18 protein-coding genes are annotated in these 20,968 nt (G+C 70.0%); 4 read left to right on the top strand and 14 right to left on the bottom strand.

Going from position 1 to position 20,968, the window contains the following annotated elements:
- On the bottom strand, window positions 1-744 hold a 744-nt coding region (locus tag DW299_RS04525; RefSeq protein ID WP_205814325.1), incomplete at its 3' end, for a hypothetical protein.
- Between the two features lie 179 nt (window positions 745-923).
- Between DW299_RS04525 and DW299_RS04520 the strand changes: the two genes are divergently transcribed.
- Window positions 924-1,772 (top strand): Gfo/Idh/MocA family oxidoreductase, encoded by an 849-nt coding sequence (locus tag DW299_RS04520; RefSeq protein ID WP_136035865.1) that lies wholly within the window; start codon window positions 924-926, stop codon window positions 1,770-1,772.
- A 92-nt stretch (window positions 1,773-1,864) separates the two neighbouring features.
- Here DW299_RS04520 and DW299_RS04515 read toward each other — a convergent pair whose 3' ends face one another.
- From DW299_RS04515 to DW299_RS04505, 3 genes are read right to left on the bottom strand one after another with little or no spacing between them, the layout of a single operon-like run.
- Window positions 1,865-2,302, bottom strand: coding sequence for a VOC family protein (locus DW299_RS04515; protein ID WP_136035864.1), 438 nt, complete (start codon window positions 2,300-2,302; stop codon window positions 1,865-1,867).
- Between the two features lie 32 nt (window positions 2,303-2,334).
- The gene (locus tag DW299_RS04510; protein WP_136031410.1) at window positions 2,335-2,685 is read right to left on the bottom strand and encodes a TraR/DksA family transcriptional regulator; all 351 of its coding nucleotides are present in this window, start codon (window positions 2,683-2,685) and stop codon (window positions 2,335-2,337) included.
- A 51-nt stretch (window positions 2,686-2,736) separates the two neighbouring features.
- The gene (locus DW299_RS04505; RefSeq protein WP_136035863.1) at window positions 2,737-5,289 is read right to left on the bottom strand and encodes an MMPL family transporter; all 2,553 of its coding nucleotides are present in this window, start codon (window positions 5,287-5,289) and stop codon (window positions 2,737-2,739) included.
- Between the two features lie 68 nt (window positions 5,290-5,357).
- On the opposite strand from DW299_RS04505, the gene DW299_RS04500 reads away from it, so the two are divergent.
- Both DW299_RS04500 and DW299_RS04495 read left to right on the top strand, forming a co-directional pair.
- Window positions 5,358-5,927, top strand: a complete 570-nt coding sequence (locus DW299_RS04500) for a TetR/AcrR family transcriptional regulator (protein WP_136031414.1) — start codon at window positions 5,358-5,360, stop codon at window positions 5,925-5,927.
- A 238-nt stretch (window positions 5,928-6,165) separates the two neighbouring features.
- Window positions 6,166-7,242 (top strand): TIR domain-containing protein, encoded by a 1,077-nt coding sequence (locus DW299_RS04495; RefSeq protein ID WP_136035862.1) that lies wholly within the window; start codon window positions 6,166-6,168, stop codon window positions 7,240-7,242.
- Window positions 7,243-7,352: 110 nt separating this feature from the next.
- Here DW299_RS04495 and DW299_RS18900 read toward each other — a convergent pair whose 3' ends face one another.
- The 3 genes from DW299_RS18900 to DW299_RS04485 all read right to left on the bottom strand — a co-directional run bounded on the left by DW299_RS18900 (window position 7,353) and on the right by DW299_RS04485 (window position 10,950).
- Window positions 7,353-7,493, bottom strand: coding sequence for a hypothetical protein (locus DW299_RS18900; protein WP_168387183.1), 141 nt, complete (start codon window positions 7,491-7,493; stop codon window positions 7,353-7,355).
- Window positions 7,490-9,820, bottom strand: coding sequence for a phosphoribosylformylglycinamidine synthase subunit PurL (gene purL, locus DW299_RS04490; protein ID WP_136031417.1), 2,331 nt, complete (start codon window positions 9,818-9,820; stop codon window positions 7,490-7,492). Before purL ends, DW299_RS18900 begins: the two co-directional genes overlap by 4 nt.
- 176 nt (window positions 9,821-9,996) lie before the next feature.
- On the bottom strand, window positions 9,997-10,950 hold the full coding sequence (locus DW299_RS04485; RefSeq protein WP_136035861.1) for a helix-turn-helix transcriptional regulator: 954 nt from the start codon (window positions 10,948-10,950) through the stop codon (window positions 9,997-9,999).
- Between the two features lie 103 nt (window positions 10,951-11,053).
- On the opposite strand from DW299_RS04485, the gene DW299_RS04480 reads away from it, so the two are divergent.
- Complete coding sequence (locus DW299_RS04480; protein WP_136035860.1) at window positions 11,054-11,503, top strand: VOC family protein; 450 nt, start codon at window positions 11,054-11,056, stop codon at window positions 11,501-11,503.
- A 216-nt stretch (window positions 11,504-11,719) separates the two neighbouring features.
- Here DW299_RS04480 and DW299_RS04475 read toward each other — a convergent pair whose 3' ends face one another.
- The 7 genes from DW299_RS04475 to DW299_RS04445 all read right to left on the bottom strand — a co-directional run.
- The gene (locus DW299_RS04475) at window positions 11,720-12,466 is read right to left on the bottom strand and encodes an SGNH/GDSL hydrolase family protein (RefSeq protein ID WP_136035859.1); all 747 of its coding nucleotides are present in this window, start codon (window positions 12,464-12,466) and stop codon (window positions 11,720-11,722) included.
- A complete protein-coding gene (locus tag DW299_RS04470; protein ID WP_168443076.1) occupies window positions 12,463-13,632 on the bottom strand; it encodes a DUF5005 domain-containing protein in 1,170 nt (389 codons plus the stop codon). The genes DW299_RS04475 and DW299_RS04470 overlap by 4 nt, the downstream gene beginning before the upstream one ends.
- Window positions 13,633-13,738: 106 nt before the next feature.
- Window positions 13,739-15,859, bottom strand: coding sequence for a glucosidase family protein (locus DW299_RS04465; protein ID WP_136035857.1), 2,121 nt, complete (start codon window positions 15,857-15,859; stop codon window positions 13,739-13,741).
- Window positions 15,860-15,883: 24 nt separating this feature from the next.
- Window positions 15,884-16,696 (bottom strand): carbohydrate ABC transporter permease, encoded by an 813-nt coding sequence (locus tag DW299_RS04460; RefSeq protein WP_136031434.1) that lies wholly within the window; start codon window positions 16,694-16,696, stop codon window positions 15,884-15,886.
- On the bottom strand, window positions 16,696-17,571 hold the full coding sequence (locus DW299_RS04455; RefSeq protein ID WP_136035856.1) for a carbohydrate ABC transporter permease: 876 nt from the start codon (window positions 17,569-17,571) through the stop codon (window positions 16,696-16,698). The genes DW299_RS04460 and DW299_RS04455 overlap by 1 nt, the downstream gene beginning before the upstream one ends.
- 8 nt (window positions 17,572-17,579) lie before the next feature.
- On the bottom strand, window positions 17,580-18,854 hold the full coding sequence (locus DW299_RS04450; protein WP_136031438.1) for an ABC transporter substrate-binding protein: 1,275 nt from the start codon (window positions 18,852-18,854) through the stop codon (window positions 17,580-17,582).
- Between the two features lie 155 nt (window positions 18,855-19,009).
- A partial coding sequence (locus tag DW299_RS04445; RefSeq protein ID WP_342589047.1) for a class I mannose-6-phosphate isomerase occupies window positions 19,010-20,968 on the bottom strand: 1,959 nt, incomplete at its 5' end.

Genomic DNA, 20,968 nt, shown 5'->3' with positions numbered 1-20,968 from the left:
GGCGGGAGTGGCGGGGAGCTCGCGGGCGACCTGCTTCTCCAGCACCGTCACGGCCTCGTCCGACAGCAGGATCAGGCCGTCGAGCTCTTCGCGCACGCGCTTGTAGGCCACGTTGCGCTCGGCCTGGGTCGCCGACTCGTCGACCGCGACCTTCAGCAGCTGCTGGGCGCGGTCGAGGCGCTTGCGCTCCGCCTCCGTGAAGGTGGAGTCGCGCAGCCGGCGGGCATCCTTCTCGGCGATCTCGAACGCCACCGCGTAGTCGCCCACGGCCTGCAGGTACTCCGCGATCTGGTGCTCCGACAGCGTCGCATCGGCCGAGGCGGGGCGCAGCGCGTCGGCGGTCTTCTTGGCGCGCAGGAACGCGGCGGTGAGCGGTTGCCGTCCGTCGCTCATCGCGGGGAAGGCGATCAGCTTCGCCACGTCGAGCTCGTAGTCGAGCCAGCGGGCCGTGATCTCGTCGTGCTCGGCGAACAGCCGCGTCAGCAGGTCGTCGGTCGACACGGGGGCCGTGGTGTCGACCACCGACGGGCCGCGGCGCTTCGCCTCGCGGCCCAGGGCGCGGGCCTCGATCTCGGCGGTCTTCAGCTGCGCCTTCATGCGCAGCGTCTCCAGGCGGCGTTCGTGACGGCGCTTCGAGCTGCGCTCCCACGCCTTCGCCACGCCTCCGGCCATGCCCATGAGCGGGAAGACGAGCCACCAGTAGTGCCCCGCGAAGGTCCAGAAGCCCTGGATGAACTCGTCCATGATGGGTTCAGCCTACTGCGCAGGGGCCGGGCGCCGGCGGCCGTCCGTCGGCTCGGATCGGCAGGTCCGCGGTGGTGGACCCGCGCCGCGAGGCAGACCGCGGCTAGGGTGGGCGCAGAGCCGGCCGGGCGGGCGCGCGGCATCGTCGTCCTCCGCCGGTCGCCGTGGAGGAGGACAGCATGGAGACGAAGAACGTCGCGATCGTCGGCATCGAGAACACTCATGCCACCGAGATCGTCCGTCACCTCAACGGGGAGGATGCAGCCGACCTCCCGGTGCGGGTCTCGGCCCTCGTCGCGGGCGAGGTGGAGCGCACCAGGGAGCTCGCCGAGCTCGGAGCCATCACCCGCATCGCCCCCGAGGTGTCTGAGCTCAACGGCGCGGTCGACGCGCTCATCGTGACCAGCCGTGACGGGGCGCTCCACCGCGCGCTCGCCGAGCCGTTCCTCGAGGCCGGCACTCCCGTCTGGGTCGACAAGCCGCTGGCCACGACGCTCGACGACGCCGACGCGATCCTCGCCGCGGCCGAGCGTGGCGGCACGACCGTCACCTCCTTCTCGACGCTCCGCTGGCTCGACGACACCGCGGCGATCGCCGACGCCGTGGCCGGGGTCGGCGCGCTCCAGTCGCTCACCGTCTCGGGCCCGGCCGACGCCGACAGCCCGCACGGCGGCCTCTTCTTCTACGGCATCCACCACGCCGACGTCGCCCAGCACCTGCTGCCCGGCGCGGCGGAGGGCGTGGAGGTCGAGCGGGCCGACGGCCGTGTCGTCGCGCGCTACCGCGTCGGCGGCGTGCCGGTGGTGCTGGACTTCGTGCGGCCCGAGGGCGACGCGGCCGTGCCGTTCCACGTGACGGCGGTCGGTACGGGCGGCACGGTCGAGCGAGACATCGAGGTCGGCCCCGACTACGTACGGCCCGGAGTCGACGCGTTCGTGCGGATGCTGCTCACCGGCGAGACCCCGGTCCCGGTCGCCCAGCTGCGCGAGCCCATCGCGGTGCTGGAGCAGATCACGCGCGCGCTCTGATGCTCCGGCGCCGCGGAGGTGGGAGGCGTTCCTCCGCGCGACTCCTCGGGCGCCAGATATCGACCCCCGCACCGGTGACCACGCGGCCGATCTCAGTGCTTCGTGAGGTCTTGCGCGAGCATCACGATGATGCCGCTCGGGCCGCGCAGATACGTCAGCTTGTACACGTCCCGGTAGGTGGCGACGCCGCGCAGCGGGTGGCAGCCGTGCCGGGCGGCGATGGCCAGTGACGCGTCGATGTCGTCCACGGAGAAGGCGACGCGGTGCATGCCGATCTCGTTCGGCAGTGTGGGTTCGGTCTCGATCGCGGCGGGGTGGAGGTACTCGAACAGTTCGAGCTGCCCCTGGCCGTCGGGCGTCTGCAGCACGGCGATCCTCGCGTGGTTGCCGTCGAGCCCCACCGCGGTCGACGCCCACTCGCCGCTCACCTCGTCGCGCCCGACCACCTCCAGCCCGAGGTCGGTGAAGAAGGCGATCGTGGCTTCCAGGTCGCGCACGGCGATCCCGACGTTCTCCAGGTGGATGGGCATGCCGCGATGCTACGCCGTGCCGTGACGTGGTGTCAGCGGCCGAGCTTCTCCGCGCACGCGACGCAGTACTCGGCGAACGGTCGCACCTCCAGCCGCCCGGCGGGGATGGGTTTCCCGCAGTTCGCGCAGACGCCGTAGGTGCCCGCATCGAGACGGGCCAGCGCGTCGTCCACCTGCTGCAGCTCCACCGCCGCAGCCTCGGCCAGCCCGGTGAGCCGTGACCACTCCGACGACAGCGTCACACCCTCGGGGTCGTGCTCGTCGTCGTCGTTCGAGCCCTCGCGGTCGTGCATGAGCTCGTCGAGCGTGGCCGCGGTCGCGCGCACCCGCCCTTCCGCCTCGGCGCGCAGTCGTTCCAGCAGCACGCGCGGATCCTCACTCATCCGCCCACTCTAGGCGCGCCTTCCGACACCGGCGCGCGCCTGCCGCGTGGCTCACTCGTGCGCGCGGCGCTCCGCCCTGGTGCGCGGGGGCTGCACCGCGGGGATGGAGTCGGTGTGCACGGCGGGGTGGTCGCGCTCCAGGGCCGCGCCCTCCATGTCGACGTTCGGGATGAGACGGTCGAGCCACCGCGGCAGCCACCACGCCGAACGGCCGAGCAGATGCATGAGCGCGGGCATCAGCAGCATCCGCACCACGAAGGCGTCGAGCAGCACGCCGAACGCGAGCCCGAACCCGATCGAGCGGATGATGGTCGACTCGGAGAAGATGAACCCGCCGAACACCGACACCATGATGAGCGCCGCGGCGATCACGACCGAGCGGCCGGCGCGGAAGCCCTGGGCGACGGCGTCTCGTGCGGAGGCGCCGTGCACGTAGGCCTCGCGCATGCCCGAGGCGAGGAACAGCTGGTAGTCCATCGCGAGCCCGAACAGGATGCCGACGAGGATCACCGGCAGGAAGCTCAGGATCGGCCCGGTGCTGTGCAGGCCGATCAGGTCGGCGCCCCAACCCCACTGGAACACCGCGACGATCAGGCCGTACGTCGCGAACAGCGACAGCACGAAGCCGCCGGTCGCGATCAGCGGCACGAGCAGCGAGCGGAACACCACGATCATGATGAGCAGCGACAGCCCGACCACCACCACGAGGTACAGCGGCAGCACCGCCGCCAGGGCCTCGGAGATGTCGATGTTGATGGCGGCCTGACCGGCGACGCCGAGCGTGATGTCGCCGTCGATCGCGGGCAGCGCACGCAGGTCCTGCACGAGCTTCTCGGTCGAGGCGCTGTTCGGCCCCTCCTCCGGCAGCACCTGGAAGGCGAGGAGCGTGTTGTCGTCGGAGGTGGCGATGGGTGCCACGGCGGCTACGTCGTCCTGCTCCGCGATCTTCTCCGCCACCGTCACCTGGGTGGCGAGCAGGTCGTCGTCGCTCACGGCGTCGTCCAGCGTCGCGGTCACCAGGAGGGGACCGTTCGCGCCCTCGCCGAACTGCTCCTCGACCGCCTGGAACGCGCGGTAGCTGGTGGAGTCGGACGGTTCGCTCGACCCGTCCGGCAGCCCCAGGCGCATCGACATCGACGGGATCGCGATGATGAGCAGCGCGACGATGCTGACGACCGCGGTGACCACGGCGCGCAGGGTCGACATGCGGCGCACGGGCTTGCCCGCCGCGTGCTCCTGCCCGATCGTCGCGCGGGCCTTGCGGCTCAGCAGTCGCGTGCCGACGAGGCCGAGGATCGCGGGGGCGAGCGTGATGGCCACGAGTACCGCGACCGCGACGCACACCGCGCCGACCGTGCCCATGAGCCCGAGGAACGGCACTCCGGTGACGTTGAGCGCGAGCAGCGCGACGATCACGGTCGTACCGGCGAACACGACCGCCGTGCCCGAGGTGCCGGTGGCGAGCCCGATCGACTCGCGCACGGGCGACCCGGCGAGCAGCTGCTTGCGGTGCCTGTTGACGATGAAGAGCGAGTAGTCGATGCCGACCGCGAGACCCAGCATTACACCGAGCACGGGAGTGACCGAGGCCATGTCGACCACGCCGGAGAAGGCGAGCGAGGCGGTGACGCCGACCCCGACTCCCACGACCGCCGTGACGATGGGCAGCGCGGCGCCGATCAGCGAGCCGAGCATCACGATGAGCACGACCGCGGCGAACGCGAGCCCGATGGCCTCGCCCACGCCGAAGATCTCGGGCACGCCCTGCGCGATGTCGGTGCCGAAGTCGACCGTGACCCCGTCGATCTTCTCGTCCTGGAAGTGCGCGATGGTGGCCTGCTTGACCTCTTCGGACAGCTCCAGGCGCGGGTCGGTGAACGACACGTTGACGATCGCGGTGGAGCCGTCTTCCGAGACGACGCCGATGCCGTCCGTCAGGTCGAGCAGGCGGGAGCCGAGTTCGACCTGTTCCGCGTTCGCGTCGAGCTCGGTGCGGTTCGCGTCGATCGTCGCCTGCTGCGCCTCCAGCTGTGCGAGCTGCGCGTTGAGGGCGGCGAGCTGCGCGTCGAGGGCGGCGGTCTGCTCCGCGGGCGCTCCGGCGGCTTCGGCCTGCGCCCGCGCCGCGGTGAGCTGATCGAGTCCGCCCTGGAGCTGGGTGCGACCTGCGTCGAGCTGCGCCTGTCCGGCGTCGAGCTGGGCGCGTCCGCTGTCGAGCTGCGCCTGCCCGTCGGTGAGCTGCTGCGCCTGGTCGGCCTGCTGCTGCTGGGCGTCGAACGGGTCGACCACCGAGGCGACGCCGTCGAGGTCTTCCGCGCTCGCGGCGAGGTCGGAGATCGCCTGCTTCTGCTCGTCGGTGAAGGGCTCGCCGTCGTCGGTGCGGTACACGACCGTGCCGGTGCCGCCCGCGGTGTCTGGCAGCTTCTTCGCGAGCTGGTCGGTGACCGCGCCCGACGCGGTGCCGGGGATGTCGAAGCTGTTGCTCAGCGTGCCGCCGAGGGTGAGGAAGGCGCCGACGCCGATGCCGAGGATCACGACCCACGAGACGATCACCGTCCACGCCCTGCGCGCAGCGAAAGAACCCAGACGGAACAGCAGTGAGGCCACGTGATCTCCTTCAGACGAAAAGATCATACGGCACGTCTCGTCTAGGGTTCTGTGGCTATCCTGAACGCATGGTGAACGTGCATCGCAGCGGCCCTGTGCGCAGCACCGCGGCCCGCGAGGCGATCCTCGCCGCCACGGCTCGGCTCTTCCACAACCAGGGCTACGACCGGCTCACGATCGAGGGCATCGCGAAAGAGGCCGGGGTCGGCAAGCAGACCATCTACCGCTGGTGGCCATCGCGGGGGGCTCTCATCGGCGAGTGCCTGGCCGAAGGGCTCCTGGTCCCGGTCGACTTCGTCGTGCCCGACACGGGAGACCTCTCCGCCGACGTCGAGACGTGGCTGCGCAGCGTCCTCGCGATCCTGGAGGAGCCGCAGGGCGGGGTGCTGCTGCGCTCCCTCGTCGCCGCCGCCACCGAAGACGCCTCGGTCGGCGCGCACCTGGGCGAGAGCCTCGGCGTGGAGAAGTACCTCGTCGAGCGGCTGCGCGGCGGCATCCGGGATGGGCAGCTCGCCGACGACGCCCCGGTCGAGCAGCTCGGTCGCGCGATCCTCGGGGCGATCATCGTCGAGGCGCTCGGCCGCGAAGCCCACGACCCGGGCTCGGTCGTCGCCCTGACGCGCTTCCTCTTCCGCTGACGCCTGGGGGTGAGGAAGGAAACGGACGGCGCAGTGGCGGCTCACCATCAGATTCCGCCCGAGGAACAAGGCGGCCGTGGCAGACGGGATCTGCACACTCTAGGAGTTGTGGAGTGTCCGGCTGCAGCGCAGGACAGTTTGCGCTGACGCGAGTAGGTGGGCGCCTAGGTGCCGAGGCTTACGCTGCGGTTCTCGCCTGCCCTTTCTCAGTGAGACTTATTCCGATACAGTCGCAGCCATGCCTGACAATGCAGTCACCGTTACGCGCTGTTTTCTTAGTTATCATCGGCGCGACAATGACGTGTACCTTCACGTGGTCGACCGGCTCAAGGAAGAACTGGCTGGCCGGTTCGAGGCCGCGACAGGAAGACAGCTTGAAATCTTCGTTGACCGTGATTCCATCGGGTGGGGCGAAGACTGGCGCAACAAGATCAGGGAGAGCGTTCTCGGGGCAACGTTCTTCATCCCAGTTGTGACGATGCGGTACTTCACCAGTGATGCATGCGTCGAGGAGCTGAATACGTTTTACGAGAATGCGCGACAACTTGGGGTGACGGAACTGGTCCTGCCCCTTGTCCTGGCAGGGTCTCGCAACATAACCAGCGAACATCCAATCGACGAGGTTCGCTTAATTGAGCGGCTGAACTTCCGCGTGATCGAAGAAGAGTGGGCACTCGGGTACGAATCACCGCAGTGGGTCGCTGCGGTGAACAGAATGATCGACGACCTTGACCGATCCTTGAGTGTTGCGGAGGCAGCGCTTAGCGAGCGTGAGCAGTCCTCCGGTGACGTCGTCGAGGTCGGCGCGGACTCTGAAGCGGATCTGAGTTCGCTGATGAATGATGTTGAATCGACGACACGTGCGATGCAGGATTCTTTCGCGTCCATGACCGCACTGGGCGCCGTTATCGAGCAAGCAACGCCGCGAATGAGCGCCGGTAGCGCACAAAGGCGTTCCGCGGGGCTGAGCCAGGCAGTGCCGCAAATCGCCGACGCGGCAAGTGACTTCAATGCAAAGGCGACCGTGTTTCAGCAGACCGTAAACTCGACCGACGCCAGCGTCCGAGCTGTGGTCAATGAGCTGCGGAGCATCGACCTGCCTGTCGCCGACGCTCAGCTTGATGAGCTTCTTAGATCGCTTCATTCAATGCCCGAATTGACGAACCACCTTGCATCGATTGATCAAGCGGTCGCTGGGTTGAGAGCTGCTTCGATGACGAACGTAAGTATGCGAAGGGCGCTCCAGCCGGCCATCAACGCGATGCAGTCTATGCGGCTTGGCTTGACCACGGTGCAGTCGTGGAGCGTTCTGTAGAGCCTGCGTTCAACATCCTGCATTTATTGGAAACGCGCTGAATCTGCGTGCAGAGGTGGGGCGCTGGCCGCGTATGCCAAGGTGCGGGTTCGATATCGCGAGAGACCGGCTCAGCCGAGGAGGATCGTGAGCACGGTCGCGCCGCCGCCACCGAGGATCAGCGCCACGATGACCGTCCACGCCACGATGCGGATGCGCCGGTTGCGCTTCTCGCCGAGGTCGCCGTAGTCCTCGCTGAGGTTGTCGCTCATGCGTCCACCGGCTCCGTCACGGTCGGGCCGAAGTACGACGGCAGCGTGGCCTGCGAGCGCTCGCGCAGCTCGGCGGCCGACACGGTGAACACGTCCTGCACCTCGAGCTGCGGCTCGCTGTCGGTCACGCCGATGCGCATCACCGGGTAGCCGCGGCCCTCGCACAGCCCGCGGAACTTCACGTCGTCCTCGCGGGGCACGGTCACGATCACGCGACCGGTCGACTCGGAGAACAGCGCGGTCGCGGCGTCCACCCCGTCGCGGTCCATGATCTCGGTGAGCCACACGCGGGCGCCGACGCCGAAGCGCATCACGCCCTCCGCGAGCGCCTGCGCCAGGCCGCCCTCGGACAGGTCGTGCGCGGACGAGATCAGCCACTCGTCGCGTGCCGCAGCGAGCAGGCCCGCGAGGCGCTTCTCCCCCGCGAGGTCGACCTTCGGCGGGCGACCGCCGAGGTGCTGGTGCACGACCTCGGCCCACGCGGAGCCCGACAGCTCGGTCTGCGTGGTGCCGAGCAGGTAGATGTTCTGCCCCTCGTCCTGCCACCCCGACGGGATGCGGCGGGACACGTCGTCGATGATGCCGAGCACGCCGACGAGCGGGGTCGGGTGGATCGGCACGTCGCCGGTCTGGTTGTAGAACGAGACGTTGCCGCCCGTGACCGGGGTGCCCAGCTCGTAGCAGCCGTCGGCCAGACCGTCGACCGTCTGCCCGAACTGCCACATGACCTCGGGGTTCTCGGGGGAGCCGAAGTTGAGGCAGTCGGTGATCGCGGTGGGCGTGGCGCCCGTCACGGCCACGTTGCGGTAGGCCTCCGCGAGCGCGAGCTGCGCCCCCGCGTACGGGTCGAGCTGGCAGTAGCGGCCGTTGGCGTCGGTCGCGATGGAGAACCCGAGGCCCGACTCCTCGTCGACCCGGATCATGCCCGCGTCGTCGGGGAAGCTCAGAGCGGTGTTGCCGAGCACGTAGTAGTCGTACTGGTTGGTGATCCAGCGGGTGTCGGCGAGGTTCGGGCTCGCGACGAGCGACAGGAACTGCTCGCGCAGCGTCTCCGGGTCGTTGGCGCGCGGCAGGTTCTCGGCGGCGTCGGCCTGCAGGGCGTCGATCCAGGTGGGGTACGCGACCGGGCGGTCGTACACGGGGCCGTCGACGGCGACCGTGGACGGGTCGACGTCGACGATGCGCTCGCCCTGCCAGTCGATGATGAGACGCCCGTCGCCGGTGACCTCGCCCAGCACGGAGGTCTCGACCTCCCACTTGTCGACGACCTTCATGAACGCGTCGAGCTTCTCGGGCGCGACGATCGCCATCATGCGCTCCTGCGACTCCGACATGAGGATCTCCTCGGCCGTGAGCGTGGGGTCACGCAGCAGCACGTTGTCGAGCGAGACGTGCATGCCGCTGTTGCCGTTGGCCGCGAGCTCGCTGGTCGCGCAGGAGATGCCGGCGGCGCCGAGGTCCTGAATCGCCTCGACCAGCTCGCCGCGGTACAGCTCCAGGCAGCACTCGATGAGCACCTTCTCGGCGAACGGGTCGCCCACCTGCACCGCGGGGCGCTTGGTGGGGCCGGTGGAGTCGAACGAGTCGGAGGCGAGGATGCTCGCCCCGCCGATGCCGTCGCCACCCGTGCGGGCGCCGAACAGCACGACCTTGTTGCCCACGCCGGTCGCGTTGGCGAGCTTGAGGTCTTCGTGGCGCAGCACGCCCACGGCGAGCGCGTTCACGAGCGGGTTCGCCTGGTACACCGAGTCGAAGACGGTCTCGCCGCCGATGTTCGGCAGGCCGAGGCAGTTGCCGTAGAAGCTGATGCCGCTCGTGACGCCGTGCACCACGCGGGCCGTGTCGGGGTGGTCGATCGCGCCGAAGCGCAGCGCGTCCATGACCGCGACCGGGCGGGCGCCCATCGAGATGATGTCGCGCACGATGCCGCCGACGCCGGTGGCCGCACCCTGGAACGGCTCGATGAAGCTCGGGTGGTTGTGCGACTCCGCCTTGAAGGTGACGGCCCAGCCCTCGCCGACGTCGATGACGCCCGCGTTCTGCCCCATGCCGACCATGAGGCGTTCCTTCATCTCGTCGGAGACCTTCTGGCCGAAGCGGCGCAGGTAGTTCTTGCTCGACTTGTACGAGCAGTGCTCCGACCACATCACCGAGTACATCGCCAGCTCGCCCGAGGTGGGGCGGCGGCCGAGGATCTCCTTGATGCGCGCGTACTCGTCGTCCTTGAGCCCGAGCGCGCCGTACGGCTGCTCCTTCTCGGGCGTCGCGATCGCGTTCTCGACCGAGTCGGGGACGTGCTGGGGGGAAGGTGCAGAGGGGGTGGTCACGCGCACTCCAAGGGAAGGGGCCGGCGGGGCGTCTTCAGTCTACCGGCGCGGGTGAGGCGGCTCTCCCGCGAGGGTTGGGCGTCAGATGCGGGCGGTGAGGACGGAAGCGATGTCTCTCTTCGTGTGGAGCACGCGATGGACTCGCACGGTATCCGGATCGTCCGTGTACGCCTGGATCAGGAGGGCGGGTCCGCGGCCGTGGCGAACCGGGCCGCGAGCGTCTCCGCCGCCTCGCGCAGGGGTTCCGGTCCGACCACCGTGAAGGGCGCATCGAACCGGGCGACCGCGGCGAGCACGCCCACCCACGACCACGAACCCACCGTCACGCGGCAGCGCCCGTCCGGCCGCTCCTCGACCTCGCCGTCGCCCACCCACGGCACCACCGCCCGCGCCGGAAGCTCGATCACGACCTCGCCGATGCACGGCCAGCGGTCCTCCGTGGTCGAGCCCTTCGCCCGCGCCGCCAGGTGGGTCGCGGCATCCTCCGCGGGAAGCGGTCGCGGCGTGAACGACGGCCCGCTCGGCACCCGCGGTCGCATCCGGTCGAGCCGGTAGGTGCGCCAGTCCGCCGCCTCCAGGTCCCACGCCAGCAGGTACCACCGGCCCTCGCGCGCCACGACGGCATGGGGTTCCGTGCGCCGAGGGGGGCGGTCCGCCGCCGCGCCGTAGTCGAAGCGCAGCACCCGCCGGTCGCGCACCGCCGCGCTCGCCGCCTCCAGCACCCCCGGGTCCACCCGCACCTCGGCCGCCGCGCCGGTGAAGCGGATGCCGTCGATCCGGTGCCGGAGCCGCGAGGGCATCACCTGCCGCACGGTCGCGAGGGCGCGCTCCGCGGCCTCGGTCACATCGACGCCGCTCGCGCTCGCGCCCTGCAGTGCCACCGCGATCGCGACCGCCTGGTCGTCGTCGAACAGCAGCGGCGGCAGCTCGGACCCGGCTTCGAGGCGGTAGCCGCCGTACGGGCCCTTGCTCGATCCGATGCGGTAGCCGAGGTTGCGCAGCCGGTCGACGTCGCGGCGGACGGTGCGGGGTGTGACGCCGAGGCGGTCGGCGAGTTCCTGGCCCGGCCAGTCGCGCGTCGCCTGCAGCAGCGACAGCAGCGCGAGCATGCGGGAGGAGCTTCCGGTCATGACTTCATTGTGCGGGAGGGAGAGGACAGAAACCGACCGCTACCCCTGTGATCGTGGACTCACGGCGGCGCTGAACGGCAGCCCGCAGAACCAGGAGAAGCCCATGTCCCTCACCACCACCACGCACCTGAACTTCCGCGGCACGGCCCGGCAGGCGCTCGACTTCTACCGCTCGGTGTTCGGTGGCACCGTGCACGCCACGACCTACGCCGAGGTGGGCAGGCCCGCGGACGCGCCCGGTGCGGACCGGATCGTGTTCGGCCAGCTCGACGGCGACCACGGGATCCGGCTCATGGCGTACGACATCCCCGGGCTGGACGACCCGGCGACCACGGCGGGCTCGACGCGGCGGGAGAACGGCGCGACCCTCACCGACCGCGCGTTCTTCCAGTCGCTGCGGGCGGACACCCTCCCCGAGCTCGAGGGCTACTGGGGGGCGCTGACGGAGGGGGCGAGCGTGATCGAACCGCTGGCCGCGTCGTCGTGGTCGCCCGGTTTCGGCATGCTGACCGACCGCTTCGGCGTCACCTGGGTGCTCGACGTCGCCCGCTGAGGTTCGGGCGCTGATCCCGCCGGGGGTCCTGCCGTGGGTCTCGCCGGGGGTGCGGGTTCGAAAAGGCGCCCGCGGGGGCTCCCGGCGGAGCGCTTCTGATCCCGCGGAAGGCGTCGCGGGGGGCTTCGCTGAAGGTGCGAGTGCGAAAAGGCGCCCGCGGGGGCTTCCGGCGGAGCGTTTCCGATCCCGCGAGCGCCCCGGGGGCGCCGTCGCGCGTCAGACCGGGGGCCACTGCGGGTGGCGGGCCACGGCCACGCGGGCGGAGAGGTCCGCGAGCACCGGGGAGCCCGTGCCCGCGGCGGCATCCGCGTCGGACAGGCCCAGGGCGTCGGCGAGGCCGAGCGCGAGCAGGGCGTGCCCGGCGGCGCTCGGGTGGAACGCGTCGTCGAGCAGCCCCCACGGCATGTCCTCGTTGCCCGGACCGGTGCCCGCGGAGAACGCGGTGAAGGCGGCGTGCTGGTCGACCAGGATCACGCCCTCGGTTTCTGCGACGTCGCGGATCGCCTGCGCGAAGTCACCGATGCGGGCGCGGTCGGGCGCATGGAGCAGGTCGACCGCGGGCGGGGTCTGCAGCACCGGCACGGCGCCGAGGTCGCGCACGCGTCGTACGAACTCCGCGATCGACCGTGCGAACGCGGACACCTCGATCACGGGGTCGAGCCACTGCGTGGTGCAGTCGTTCGTGCCGATCATGAGCGTCACCACGTCGGGCCGCCAGTGGGCCACGCGGCGCTCGAAGTCGTCGAGGATCAGGTCGGCGCGCCAGCCGGTGATGGCCGTGTTGATCACGGTGTCCTGCACGCGCCCGCGGTCGCCCCGGATCAGCTCGTGCAGGTGCTCGACGTAGTTCCTGGCGCCGCGGGTGTGGATGAGGCCGTGCGTGATCGAGTCGCCCGTGCACACCCAGGTGACCGGCGCCCCGGAGGCCAGGAGCCCCCGGAGCGCCGTGCGGTCGTCGGTCATCCGGTGACCTTGAGCTGCACGTCGATGAACCGCGGGCGGTAGATCGAGGCGTCGTCGTACACGTCGCCCACGTTGTCGAATGTGTTCACGTTGTACGACACCAGGATGCGGTTGCCCTGGCGCAGGTTCGGGTGCTCGTGCGCGTTGTAGGTGAACACGTCGGGGTCGCCGTAGCTGCCCAGCGCTCCGGTCTCGGGCGTGCGGTACAGCTCGACCGGGTCGGTGAACGGGCCGATCGGCGAGCACGAGGTGCGCGCGACGATGCGGGTGCTGAACAGCTCCGAGGTGTCCTGCGTCACGAGCAGGTAGCCGTCGCGGTAGGGCGCGACGCTGAACTCGTTCGCGACGTACGGCACCACGGGCACCGCGTCGGTCTCGGCGGCCGACCATCCGGTGCCGTTCCAGTAGGTCCAGGTGCCCGTGAGGCCGTCGCGGTCCTGCACGCGGGCGACGTAGGCGGAGCGCACTCCACCCGGGTCGGCGATGCCGTAGACGTACGTCGTGCCGCGCTCCTCCAGCGTCCACGAGCCCCAGTTGATGCCCGTCGCGGAGGGGAGGTCGTCGATCGACTCGAGCTGCAGCGTCTGCCCGTCGAGCGTGGCCAGCCGGTTCGCGGTCCACGCGAAGTCCCACTGGCCGGTGCCGGTGCGCGCGAACTGCAGCAGCGGCACCTGCACGGTCCCGTCGCGGCCGGGGGTCGGGTCGCCGATCCAGTACCACTTGCCGTCGGGCTCGGGCGGGATGATGCCGGCCGGGTCGTCGGGGGTGCCGCCGGTGATCGTGGTCAGGTTCCCCCGGCGGTCCTGCACCACCACGGAGTTGTTCACGAAGGGGGAGTCGGTGGGCCGCGAGCCGTCGGGGTTCACGGTGCCGAGGAACGTGTCGGAGAAGAACCATCCGGTCTTCCCCCTGCCGAGCGGCAGCGAGTAGGTGCTGTCGCCGCCGGTCCATTCGCCTCCCGTGTTGCCGTAGGTGGTGAACGTGTCGGTGAGGCCCTGGTTCACGCTCGCGGTGGCGGTGAGCGTCTTGTCGACCAGGGAGCACTGGCCGGGGCCGCTGCCGTGTCCTCCGCCGGCGGGCACCGCGGCCGTCGCGGGTGCGGCGAACAGCGCTCCGGCGCCGAGGGCTGCGGCGGCGAGACCTGCCGCGATCGTGCGTCTTCTCATATCGATCACTCCTTCGTGTTCGGGTGGTGCGGGGGTGGTGCGTCTGGGGGCCTGTCGTCTCGTCGGTTGCGCGGGCTTTCGAGAGAGCGGAGCGAGAGGAAGGGCGTCATCGGCCAGGGGTGCGGGTGATCCCTCCGGCCGCGTCGATGTCGTACGCGCGCTCGCCGACGCGCAGGCCGCGCAGCACGGCGTGCGGGTCGAGGGCGGCCACGCAGCCGGCGGCCCGCATCGTGCCGTCCGCGGCGACCGACACCCCGAACAGCGCCTCGACCACGAGCTCGATCCAGGCGCCAGACGACGAGCACGCCCAGTCGATGATGTACGGCAGCTGGGGTGGGGCCTTGCGGGCGCCGCCGTTGATGCCGGGCACCGCCTCGTCCACGAAGTGCGCCTGGCCCATCGGGCCCTGGTTCGCGGTGCGGGAGAGCCCCTCGACCCAGGCCGTCAGCACCTCGGGTGCTCCGAGGGCTGCGAGCGCGCGCCCGGCGTCGGCGGGCCAGGCGGGGTAGGCGCCGTTCCACTGGTGGTCGGGGCGCGGGCTGTAGCTGGCGTCGGGGTCCCAGGGCGAGAGCGCCCGCATCCAGTTGTCGGTCTGCAGCTCCCGCTGGAAGAACGCGACCATGTCGTCGCGCACGCCCGGGGCGAGGTCGTCGGCGATGGTGGTGCCGACGATGCTGAAGTCGTAGCAGTGGCGAACCGGCAGCAGCGTGCCGTCGGGTTGCCCGGCGGCGAAGATACCGGTCCCGGGGAGGTACCGCTCGATCACCGCGGGCAGCAGCGCCTCGGCGTCGGCGCGCAGCTCGGCCGCGGCGGTCTCGTCTCCCTGCAGTGCGGCGAGGTCGGCGGCCGTGCGCATGCTCCACACGTTCGCGGCGTTGAGGCTCGCGACCTCGTGCGTGTAGGAGCTGACGCACTCCAGCAGGTTGTCGATCTCGCCGTAGTCGGCCAGCGCGGTGTCGCGACGTAACTCCTTCCAGTTCGTCGCCCACTCCCGCACCGACCGGGCGACCGTCTGATCCCCCACGATCTCGTCGAGGAAGGCCACGTCGCCGGTGAACCGCACGTAGTCGTGCACGAGCCGGGTCATGGCGTAGTCGTTCACCGAGTACCAGCGGCCGACGGGGCCGCCCGTGAGCGAGGAGGTGCCGAAGTGCGAGTGGATGTCGAGGGAGATCCAGTGCCGCACCTGCGCCCGCATCTCGTCGGGGTCGAGCAGGGCGTGGCTGACGGAGCTGAGGCTGTAGTCCCAGATGAACGTGGTGGTGCCCCAGTAGTTCGGCATCAGCGTGTCGTACGACCGCCCGAGCACGTTGCCGGCGAAGTCGCGGCGGAACCAGATCACCCCGAGCACCGCCCACCAGTACAGGCGCCGCAGCGGCTCGGACGCGGTGTCGAGCAGCGGCAGGGCGCCCGAGAACTCGGTGTCGGCGGAGTCGAACGCGGCCCGCATCTGCCGGTTCCAGAACTCCTGCGCGGCGGTCAGGGCCGCGGGCACGTCGGCCGACACGAGCGCGTACGTGCGGGCGGCGTCGTCGCGCGAGAGGCCGAGCGCCTGCACGTAGGCCGTGCGGGAGACGGCGCCCGCCGGCACGGTGAGCACGGCCGACAGCTCGCCGCCGCGACCGTTGCCGCCGATGCCCGTGTCGAACGCGTCGGGCAGCTCGGCCACGCCGCTCAGCGCCGCGGATCCTCCGGTGAGGCCCTGCACGCTCCACGCCGCGGCATCGGCGGAGGCGAAGACGAGGCACTCGCCGTCGACCGTGGCGGTGTCGCGCTCGGAGGGCGACTCGGCGTCGAGCCAGGCGTCGGCGGAGCGGGTCACGCGTGCCGCGGCCGAGAGCCCGATGCGCACCTCGCGGTCGGTCGCTCCGGTGTTGCGCACCGCGATGTCGATCGCCACCGCCGTCCGCCCCGGCACGCACACGGTCGTCGTCTCGATCTCGAGCTCGCCCACGGTCGCCCGCCGCACCACCCGGTCGGGCCGCCACTCGTGCGTGACGGCGACGCCGTACGACGCGAACAGCCGGCCGTCGACGAACAGCACCGCGGTCTGCGTGAGCCCCTGCGACACGGGCGGGAACTGCACGGCGCTGAGTGCGGTGAGGTCGTGATCGACGCGCACCGTGCCGAGCATGTTCGTCAGGCCCGTGGGCGCGATCATGTCGTCGTAGTGATGCGTGACCGCATCGGCGACCAGATCCTCGACGGTGGGGATGAGGGGATTCATGATGCCTTTCGAGGCGGAGGGGGATCAGTACTGGCCGAGCGCGAGGCCCTTGGCGAAGAACCGCTGGGTGCAGAGGAACAGGATGACGGTGGGCAGCGACACCAGCACGGCCGCGGCGAGCACGACCGACATCTGCGCGCCGCCGTAGGTGCTCTGCATGCCCGACAGCGTGGTGATGATGGGGCGGATGTCGTCGGACTGGCTGAGCGTGAGGCCGAGCAGCAGGTCGTTCCACACGAACGTGGCCTGCAGGATGAAGATCGCGACCAGCGCGCTCGACGCCATCGGCAGGTACATCCGGGTGAAGATGCGCCAGGTGGTGGCGCCGTCGAGCACCGCGGCCTCGAACACGTTGTGCGCGACGCCGGTGAAGAAGTTGCGCATCACGAACGCCGAGAACGGCACCGAGATCACGGTGTAGATCATGATCATGCCGAGCCGGGTGTCGAAGAGCCCGGTGCGGGAGTAGGCGTCGAACAGGGGCAGCAGCACCATCTGCAGCGGGAACACCGTGCCGCCGAAGATCACGACGAACCACAGGAAGCCGCGCTTGAGGCGCAGGGCCACGATCGCGAAGCCGGCCGCCGCCCCCACGAGCACGGCGATGGTGGGCGACACGATCGAGTAGATGAGGGTGCTGACGATGCTGTCGCCGATGCCGGAGAGCTCGAGCGCTTGGCCGAAGTTCTCGAACAGGTGGAAGTCGGTGGGGATCCACGACTCCTTCGACGTGAAGGTGGTCGGGTCCTTCATGGCATTCACGACCAGCAGGTACGCGGGCAGCAGCCACACGATCCCGAGGACGACGAGCACGGCGGTGCGGATGATCTTCGACATCACATCTCCTTCTTCGGGGAGAGCTGCTGGCGCAGGTACAGCACCGACGCGACGAGGGTGATCACGGTCAGGAACACCGCGATCGCGGAGCCGAGGCCGTAGTCGCTGTTCACGAACGTCTCCTTGTACATCGTCAGCGCGAGGGTCTCGGAGACGGTGCCGGGTCCGCCCTTGGTCATGCCCCACACGATGTCGAGGGTCTTGAGGCTCGCGACGATCGAGAGCCCGACGACCACGGCGGTGAGCGGGCGCAGCATGGGCCACAGGATGCTCGTGAAGAGCCGGACGCCGCCGGCGCCGTCGATGCGCGCGGCCTCCAGGGGCTCCTTCGGGATGGCCTGGAGCCCGATCGTGAACAGCAGCGCGTTCACGCCGACGCCCTGCCACGACGAGGCGATGATCATCACGACGGTGTTGAGCGGGGCGTCGAGCAGCCACCGGGGCGGGTCGGTGATCCCGAACGCCGCGAGGGCCTGGTCGAGCGCGCCGCCCGAGGAGAGGATGAACGACCACACCACGCCGACGCCGATGCCGGAGAGGGCGTAGGGGATGAGGAACGGGAGGCGCAGCCAGATGCCCCCGCCGAGGTTCCAGGTGAGCAGCGCGATCGCCAGGCCGATGCCGACCGGGATGATCAGGGTGCCGATCACCCAGAGCACGGTGTTCATCGCGGAGCCCACGAAGTCGGCGTCGGTGAACATCTCGACGTAGTTGTCGAGCCCGATCCAGTCGGGGCTGCCGAGGCCGTTGTACGACGTGAAGCTGAGGAACACCGTCCACAGCAGCGGGAGGTAGAGCAGGACCGCCACCAGGATCACGCCCGGGGCGACGAAGCCCCGGGCGGACCACTGGTACGGCGTCTTCTGATGCGCCATCCGCTCGCTTACTCCTGCTCTGCCCAGTACTTGTCAGCCGTCGCCTGGATCTTCTCCAGGAACGGCATCGGGTCGCCCGGGTTGGCGTTGAAGGCGCCGAACTGCTCGATCGCGGTGGTCACGATCTCGGTGGGCATGGCCTCGAAGAACCGGTCGTAGAGGGAGTAGTCGTCGCCGGCGATCTGCTCGCCGAGCTCGGCCAGGGCGGGGTCGGCGACCTCGGCCTTCGGGTTGAACGCCACGTCGCCGTGGGCGTCGTTCCACGCGGTCTGCGCCTCGGGCGACATCCACCACTCGGCGTAGGCGAGTCCGAGGTCGCGCTGCTTCGAGTTCTCGGCCGTGCAGATCGGGCCGGACTCGACGGCCACCGGGGTGGTGTCGAGGTCGCCGTTCACCGCGGGGATCGCGAACATGCCGTAGTCGTCGGTGGTCATGCCGGCGCCTTCGAGGTTGCCGGCGAAGAACGTGCCGAAGTTGATCATGGCGTAGTCGCCCTGCTTGAGCCCGACCGCGGGGTCGGTGGTGCTGCCCGCGTCGCTGAACCAGCCGTTCTCCTGCTCCTCGAGCCACACGTTCATGACGTCGACGATCTCGGGGTCGGTGTACTTCACGTCGCCCGTGGTGAGCCCGGCGTACAGGTCGGGGTCGGTGGAGGCGACGAGGTGCTGGAACCACTGGAAGGTGAACAGCACGCTGGTCTGGTAGTACGGGGTGACCCCGGCGTCCTTCAGGGTCTCGGCGGCGGTGTTCAGCTCGTCCCACGTGGTGGGCACCTCGATGCCGTTGTCGGCGAAGGCGGCCTTGTTGTAGAACATGATCCAGTAGGCGATGTTCATGGGCACGCAGTACTGCTTGCCGTCGAACGTGTAGCTGTCGCGCAGGTCTTCGCTCACCCAGCCCTCGTCGACGGCCTTGCTCCAGATGTCGGTGGTCTCGGCCACCAGGCCCTCGTCGACCAGCTGCTTGAGCGAGTCGCCGGTGTGCCACGTGAACAGGCCGGGCGACTTGTCGGTGCGGAACGACTGCTTGATGAAGGCGTCGTACTGGTTGGCGTCGGAGTAGCCGGTGGTCTTGAGGGTGATGTCGACGGCGTCGCCGCTGACCTCGTTGAGCGACTCGAAGTCGGGCTTCCACGCCGCCTTGTCGGTGTAGAAGTTGAGCGTGCCGGTGACCTCTCCGCCCTCGGCGCCTCCGCCTCCGGAGTCGCCGGAGCAGCCGGCGAGAGCCAGGGTGCCGAGGAGGAGACCGGCCGCGGCGGCGGCGATCGTGCGTCGCGAAATCATTCAGAACTCCCTTGTTCGTGTTGGTATCGTTACCAGAAATCTGGTCTCACGATACCGAGGTGATGACGGCGGTGCAAGGGATTCCCGGGTGGGATCCTCGCGGTGATGTCTCGTGCTGTGTGTCGGGTGTCGATGTTCGTGTCGGGTGTCGGTGTTCAGTTGTCACCCGTGCGCGTGCCGCGCACGGAGGCCTTGACGGTCGCGAAGCGCGGGCTCCGCGAGTTCTCGGTGCGCTCGATCCGGTACGCGCCCACCGCGGCCGGCACGATGAAGGTCTCGGCGTAGTGGATCACGAAGGGCTCGAACGATGCGGTCGGGCTGACCACCCGCACCTCGTCGCCCTCCACCAGGTTGAGCACGTTGACCGTGCCCTCGGTGTCGTGATCGGCGCCCTGCGCGAACCAGTGCCGGCGCACCTCGATGAACTCCAGCTCGTGCAGTCCCGTGCGCTCCTCGGTGACCTCGTCATCGGTGTGCACGGTCTCGACGCGGTCGACCAGGTTCTCCATCACCCAGGTGGTGTCGCGGTCCCACTGGATGTTGCGGGCGCCGTGGTCGAGGTGCACGGGGCGGGGGATGCCGTCGAGGCCCACGCGGCCCCAGTCCCACAGCTTGAACGTGAAGATGAACGGCGTCGCCGAGATCTCCAGCACCATCGAATTCGATCCCGATGCGTGCACGGTGCCCGCGGGGATCAGGAAGTGGTCGTGCTTGCGGGCGGGGAACGAGTTGACGTACTTCTCGGCGGGGAACGGGTGCTCGCCGTCCTGCGCGGTCGCCAGATCCTGCAGCATCTCGGCGGGGTCGATGCCCTCCTTGGTGCCCAGGTACACGACCGCGTCGTCGCCGACGTCGAGCATGTAGTAGCTCTCGTCCTGCGTGTAGTGCATGCCGAACGTGTTCTGGATGTAGTCCGTCAGCGGATGCACCTGCAGGCTGAGGTTGCCGCCGTCCATCGTGTCGAGGAAGTCGAAGCGGATGGGGAACTCGGCCCCGAAGCGCGCGAACGTCTTGGCGCCGAGCAGATCGACCGGGCGGCTGAACACCAGGTCGAGCGCGGGCAGCTCGATCACGCCGCCGTCGCCCTCCAGCAGCAGCGAGTTCTCCTCGGGCACGCAGTCGAAGCACCACGCGTAGTTGTCCTTCGAGGGGTCGAGCCCGATGAGGTTCTTCATCCACTGCCCGCCCCACACGCCGGGGTCGAAGAACGGCACGACGCGGAACGGGCGGTGCGCCGCATCCTTCAGGGCCTGCCGGAAGGCGGTGCCCGTGATCATGCCCGCGTCGGGGGAGTCGGGGTGCGGTTCGGCCGGGGCGATCGCGTTGCCGTCGAGCACGAAGTCGAGCGTGTCGAACAGCGTGCGCTTGTGGCGGTCGGCCACCCGCCACTCCACGAAGAAACCGCGCTTGTACTTGCGCAGGTTGTCCTCGCCGGGGTTGTCCGCGCGCCAGTTCGTGGCCCCCTGGCGCTGCCGCAGCTGGATCTCCCAGCGGGCCATGTCGACCAGCACGGTCGCGGAGGCTCCGGCCAGACGGTCCTCGAGCAGCGCCGCGCCCCAGCCGACCACGACCGTCGGGGTTCCGGTGATCGCGGCCGCGAGGGCGTCGAGGCGCTCGGCGTCGTAGAAGTCGTCCAGGGTGAAGTGGCTCATGACGCCGAAGACCCGGTCGTCGGTGAGGTTCGGGGCGATCAGCCGCTCGACCTCGGCGACCGGACGCGCCGCGGTCTCCACGTCGGTGAGGGTCCAGGCGGGAAGGGCGGCCTCCACCTGGGCGGCGAGCGCGGGCACGTCGACGCCGGGGTAGGTGTCCACCAGCAGCACGGGCGCCGTGCCGGTCACGCGGGCGCGGGCCTCGGCGAGCTCGGCGGCGGCGGCCCACGCCTCGGCGCCGCGCAGGATGCGCTCGCCCGGCGGCAGCGCCACGGTCGGCTGGGTGTCGTAGCGACCCCGGGTGGTGTGCCCTTCGTGCATGTCGCTGATCGGCGCGGTCACTGGTCCTCCTGCGGTGGTGCGGTGCGGGGTGCGGTCGTCGGCTCCGGGGTCCCCGATGGGGCCGGGCGCGACGAGGGGTTCGAGGGTGCGGGTGGGGCGGCGGTGGCGGACGCCGCCCCA

This window comes from Microbacterium sp. K35 (genome assembly GCF_004794375.1).
In the GTDB taxonomy this organism is placed as follows: Bacteria; Actinomycetota; Actinomycetes; order Actinomycetales; family Microbacteriaceae; genus Microbacterium; species Microbacterium sufflavum.
This window is presented reverse-complemented; position numbering and strand designations above follow the sequence as displayed.

Coding starts and splice junctions, on each gene's coding strand:
- DW299_RS04520 (WP_136035865.1), top strand. CDS start 924: ATGGAGACGAAGAACGTCGCGATCGTCGGCATCGAGAACACTCATGCC.
- DW299_RS04515 (WP_136035864.1), bottom strand. CDS start 2,302: ATGCCCATCCACCTGGAGAACGTCGGGATCGCCGTGCGCGACCTGGAA.
- DW299_RS04510 (WP_136031410.1), bottom strand. CDS start 2,685: ATGAGTGAGGATCCGCGCGTGCTGCTGGAACGACTGCGCGCCGAGGCG.
- DW299_RS04500 (WP_136031414.1), top strand. CDS start 5,358: ATGGTGAACGTGCATCGCAGCGGCCCTGTGCGCAGCACCGCGGCCCGC.
- DW299_RS04495 (WP_136035862.1), top strand. CDS start 6,166: ATGCCTGACAATGCAGTCACCGTTACGCGCTGTTTTCTTAGTTATCAT.
- DW299_RS18900 (WP_168387183.1), bottom strand. CDS start 7,493: ATGAGCGACAACCTCAGCGAGGACTACGGCGACCTCGGCGAGAAGCGC.
- DW299_RS04485 (WP_136035861.1), bottom strand. CDS start 10,950: ATGACCGGAAGCTCCTCCCGCATGCTCGCGCTGCTGTCGCTGCTGCAG.
- DW299_RS04480 (WP_136035860.1), top strand. CDS start 11,054: ATGTCCCTCACCACCACCACGCACCTGAACTTCCGCGGCACGGCCCGG.
- DW299_RS04475 (WP_136035859.1), bottom strand. CDS start 12,466: ATGACCGACGACCGCACGGCGCTCCGGGGGCTCCTGGCCTCCGGGGCG.
- DW299_RS04470 (WP_168443076.1), bottom strand. CDS start 13,632: ATGAGAAGACGCACGATCGCGGCAGGTCTCGCCGCCGCAGCCCTCGGC.
- DW299_RS04465 (WP_136035857.1), bottom strand. CDS start 15,859: ATGAATCCCCTCATCCCCACCGTCGAGGATCTGGTCGCCGATGCGGTC.
- DW299_RS04460 (WP_136031434.1), bottom strand. CDS start 16,696: ATGTCGAAGATCATCCGCACCGCCGTGCTCGTCGTCCTCGGGATCGTG.
- DW299_RS04455 (WP_136035856.1), bottom strand. CDS start 17,571: ATGGCGCATCAGAAGACGCCGTACCAGTGGTCCGCCCGGGGCTTCGTC.
- DW299_RS04450 (WP_136031438.1), bottom strand. CDS start 18,854: ATGATTTCGCGACGCACGATCGCCGCCGCCGCGGCCGGTCTCCTCCTC.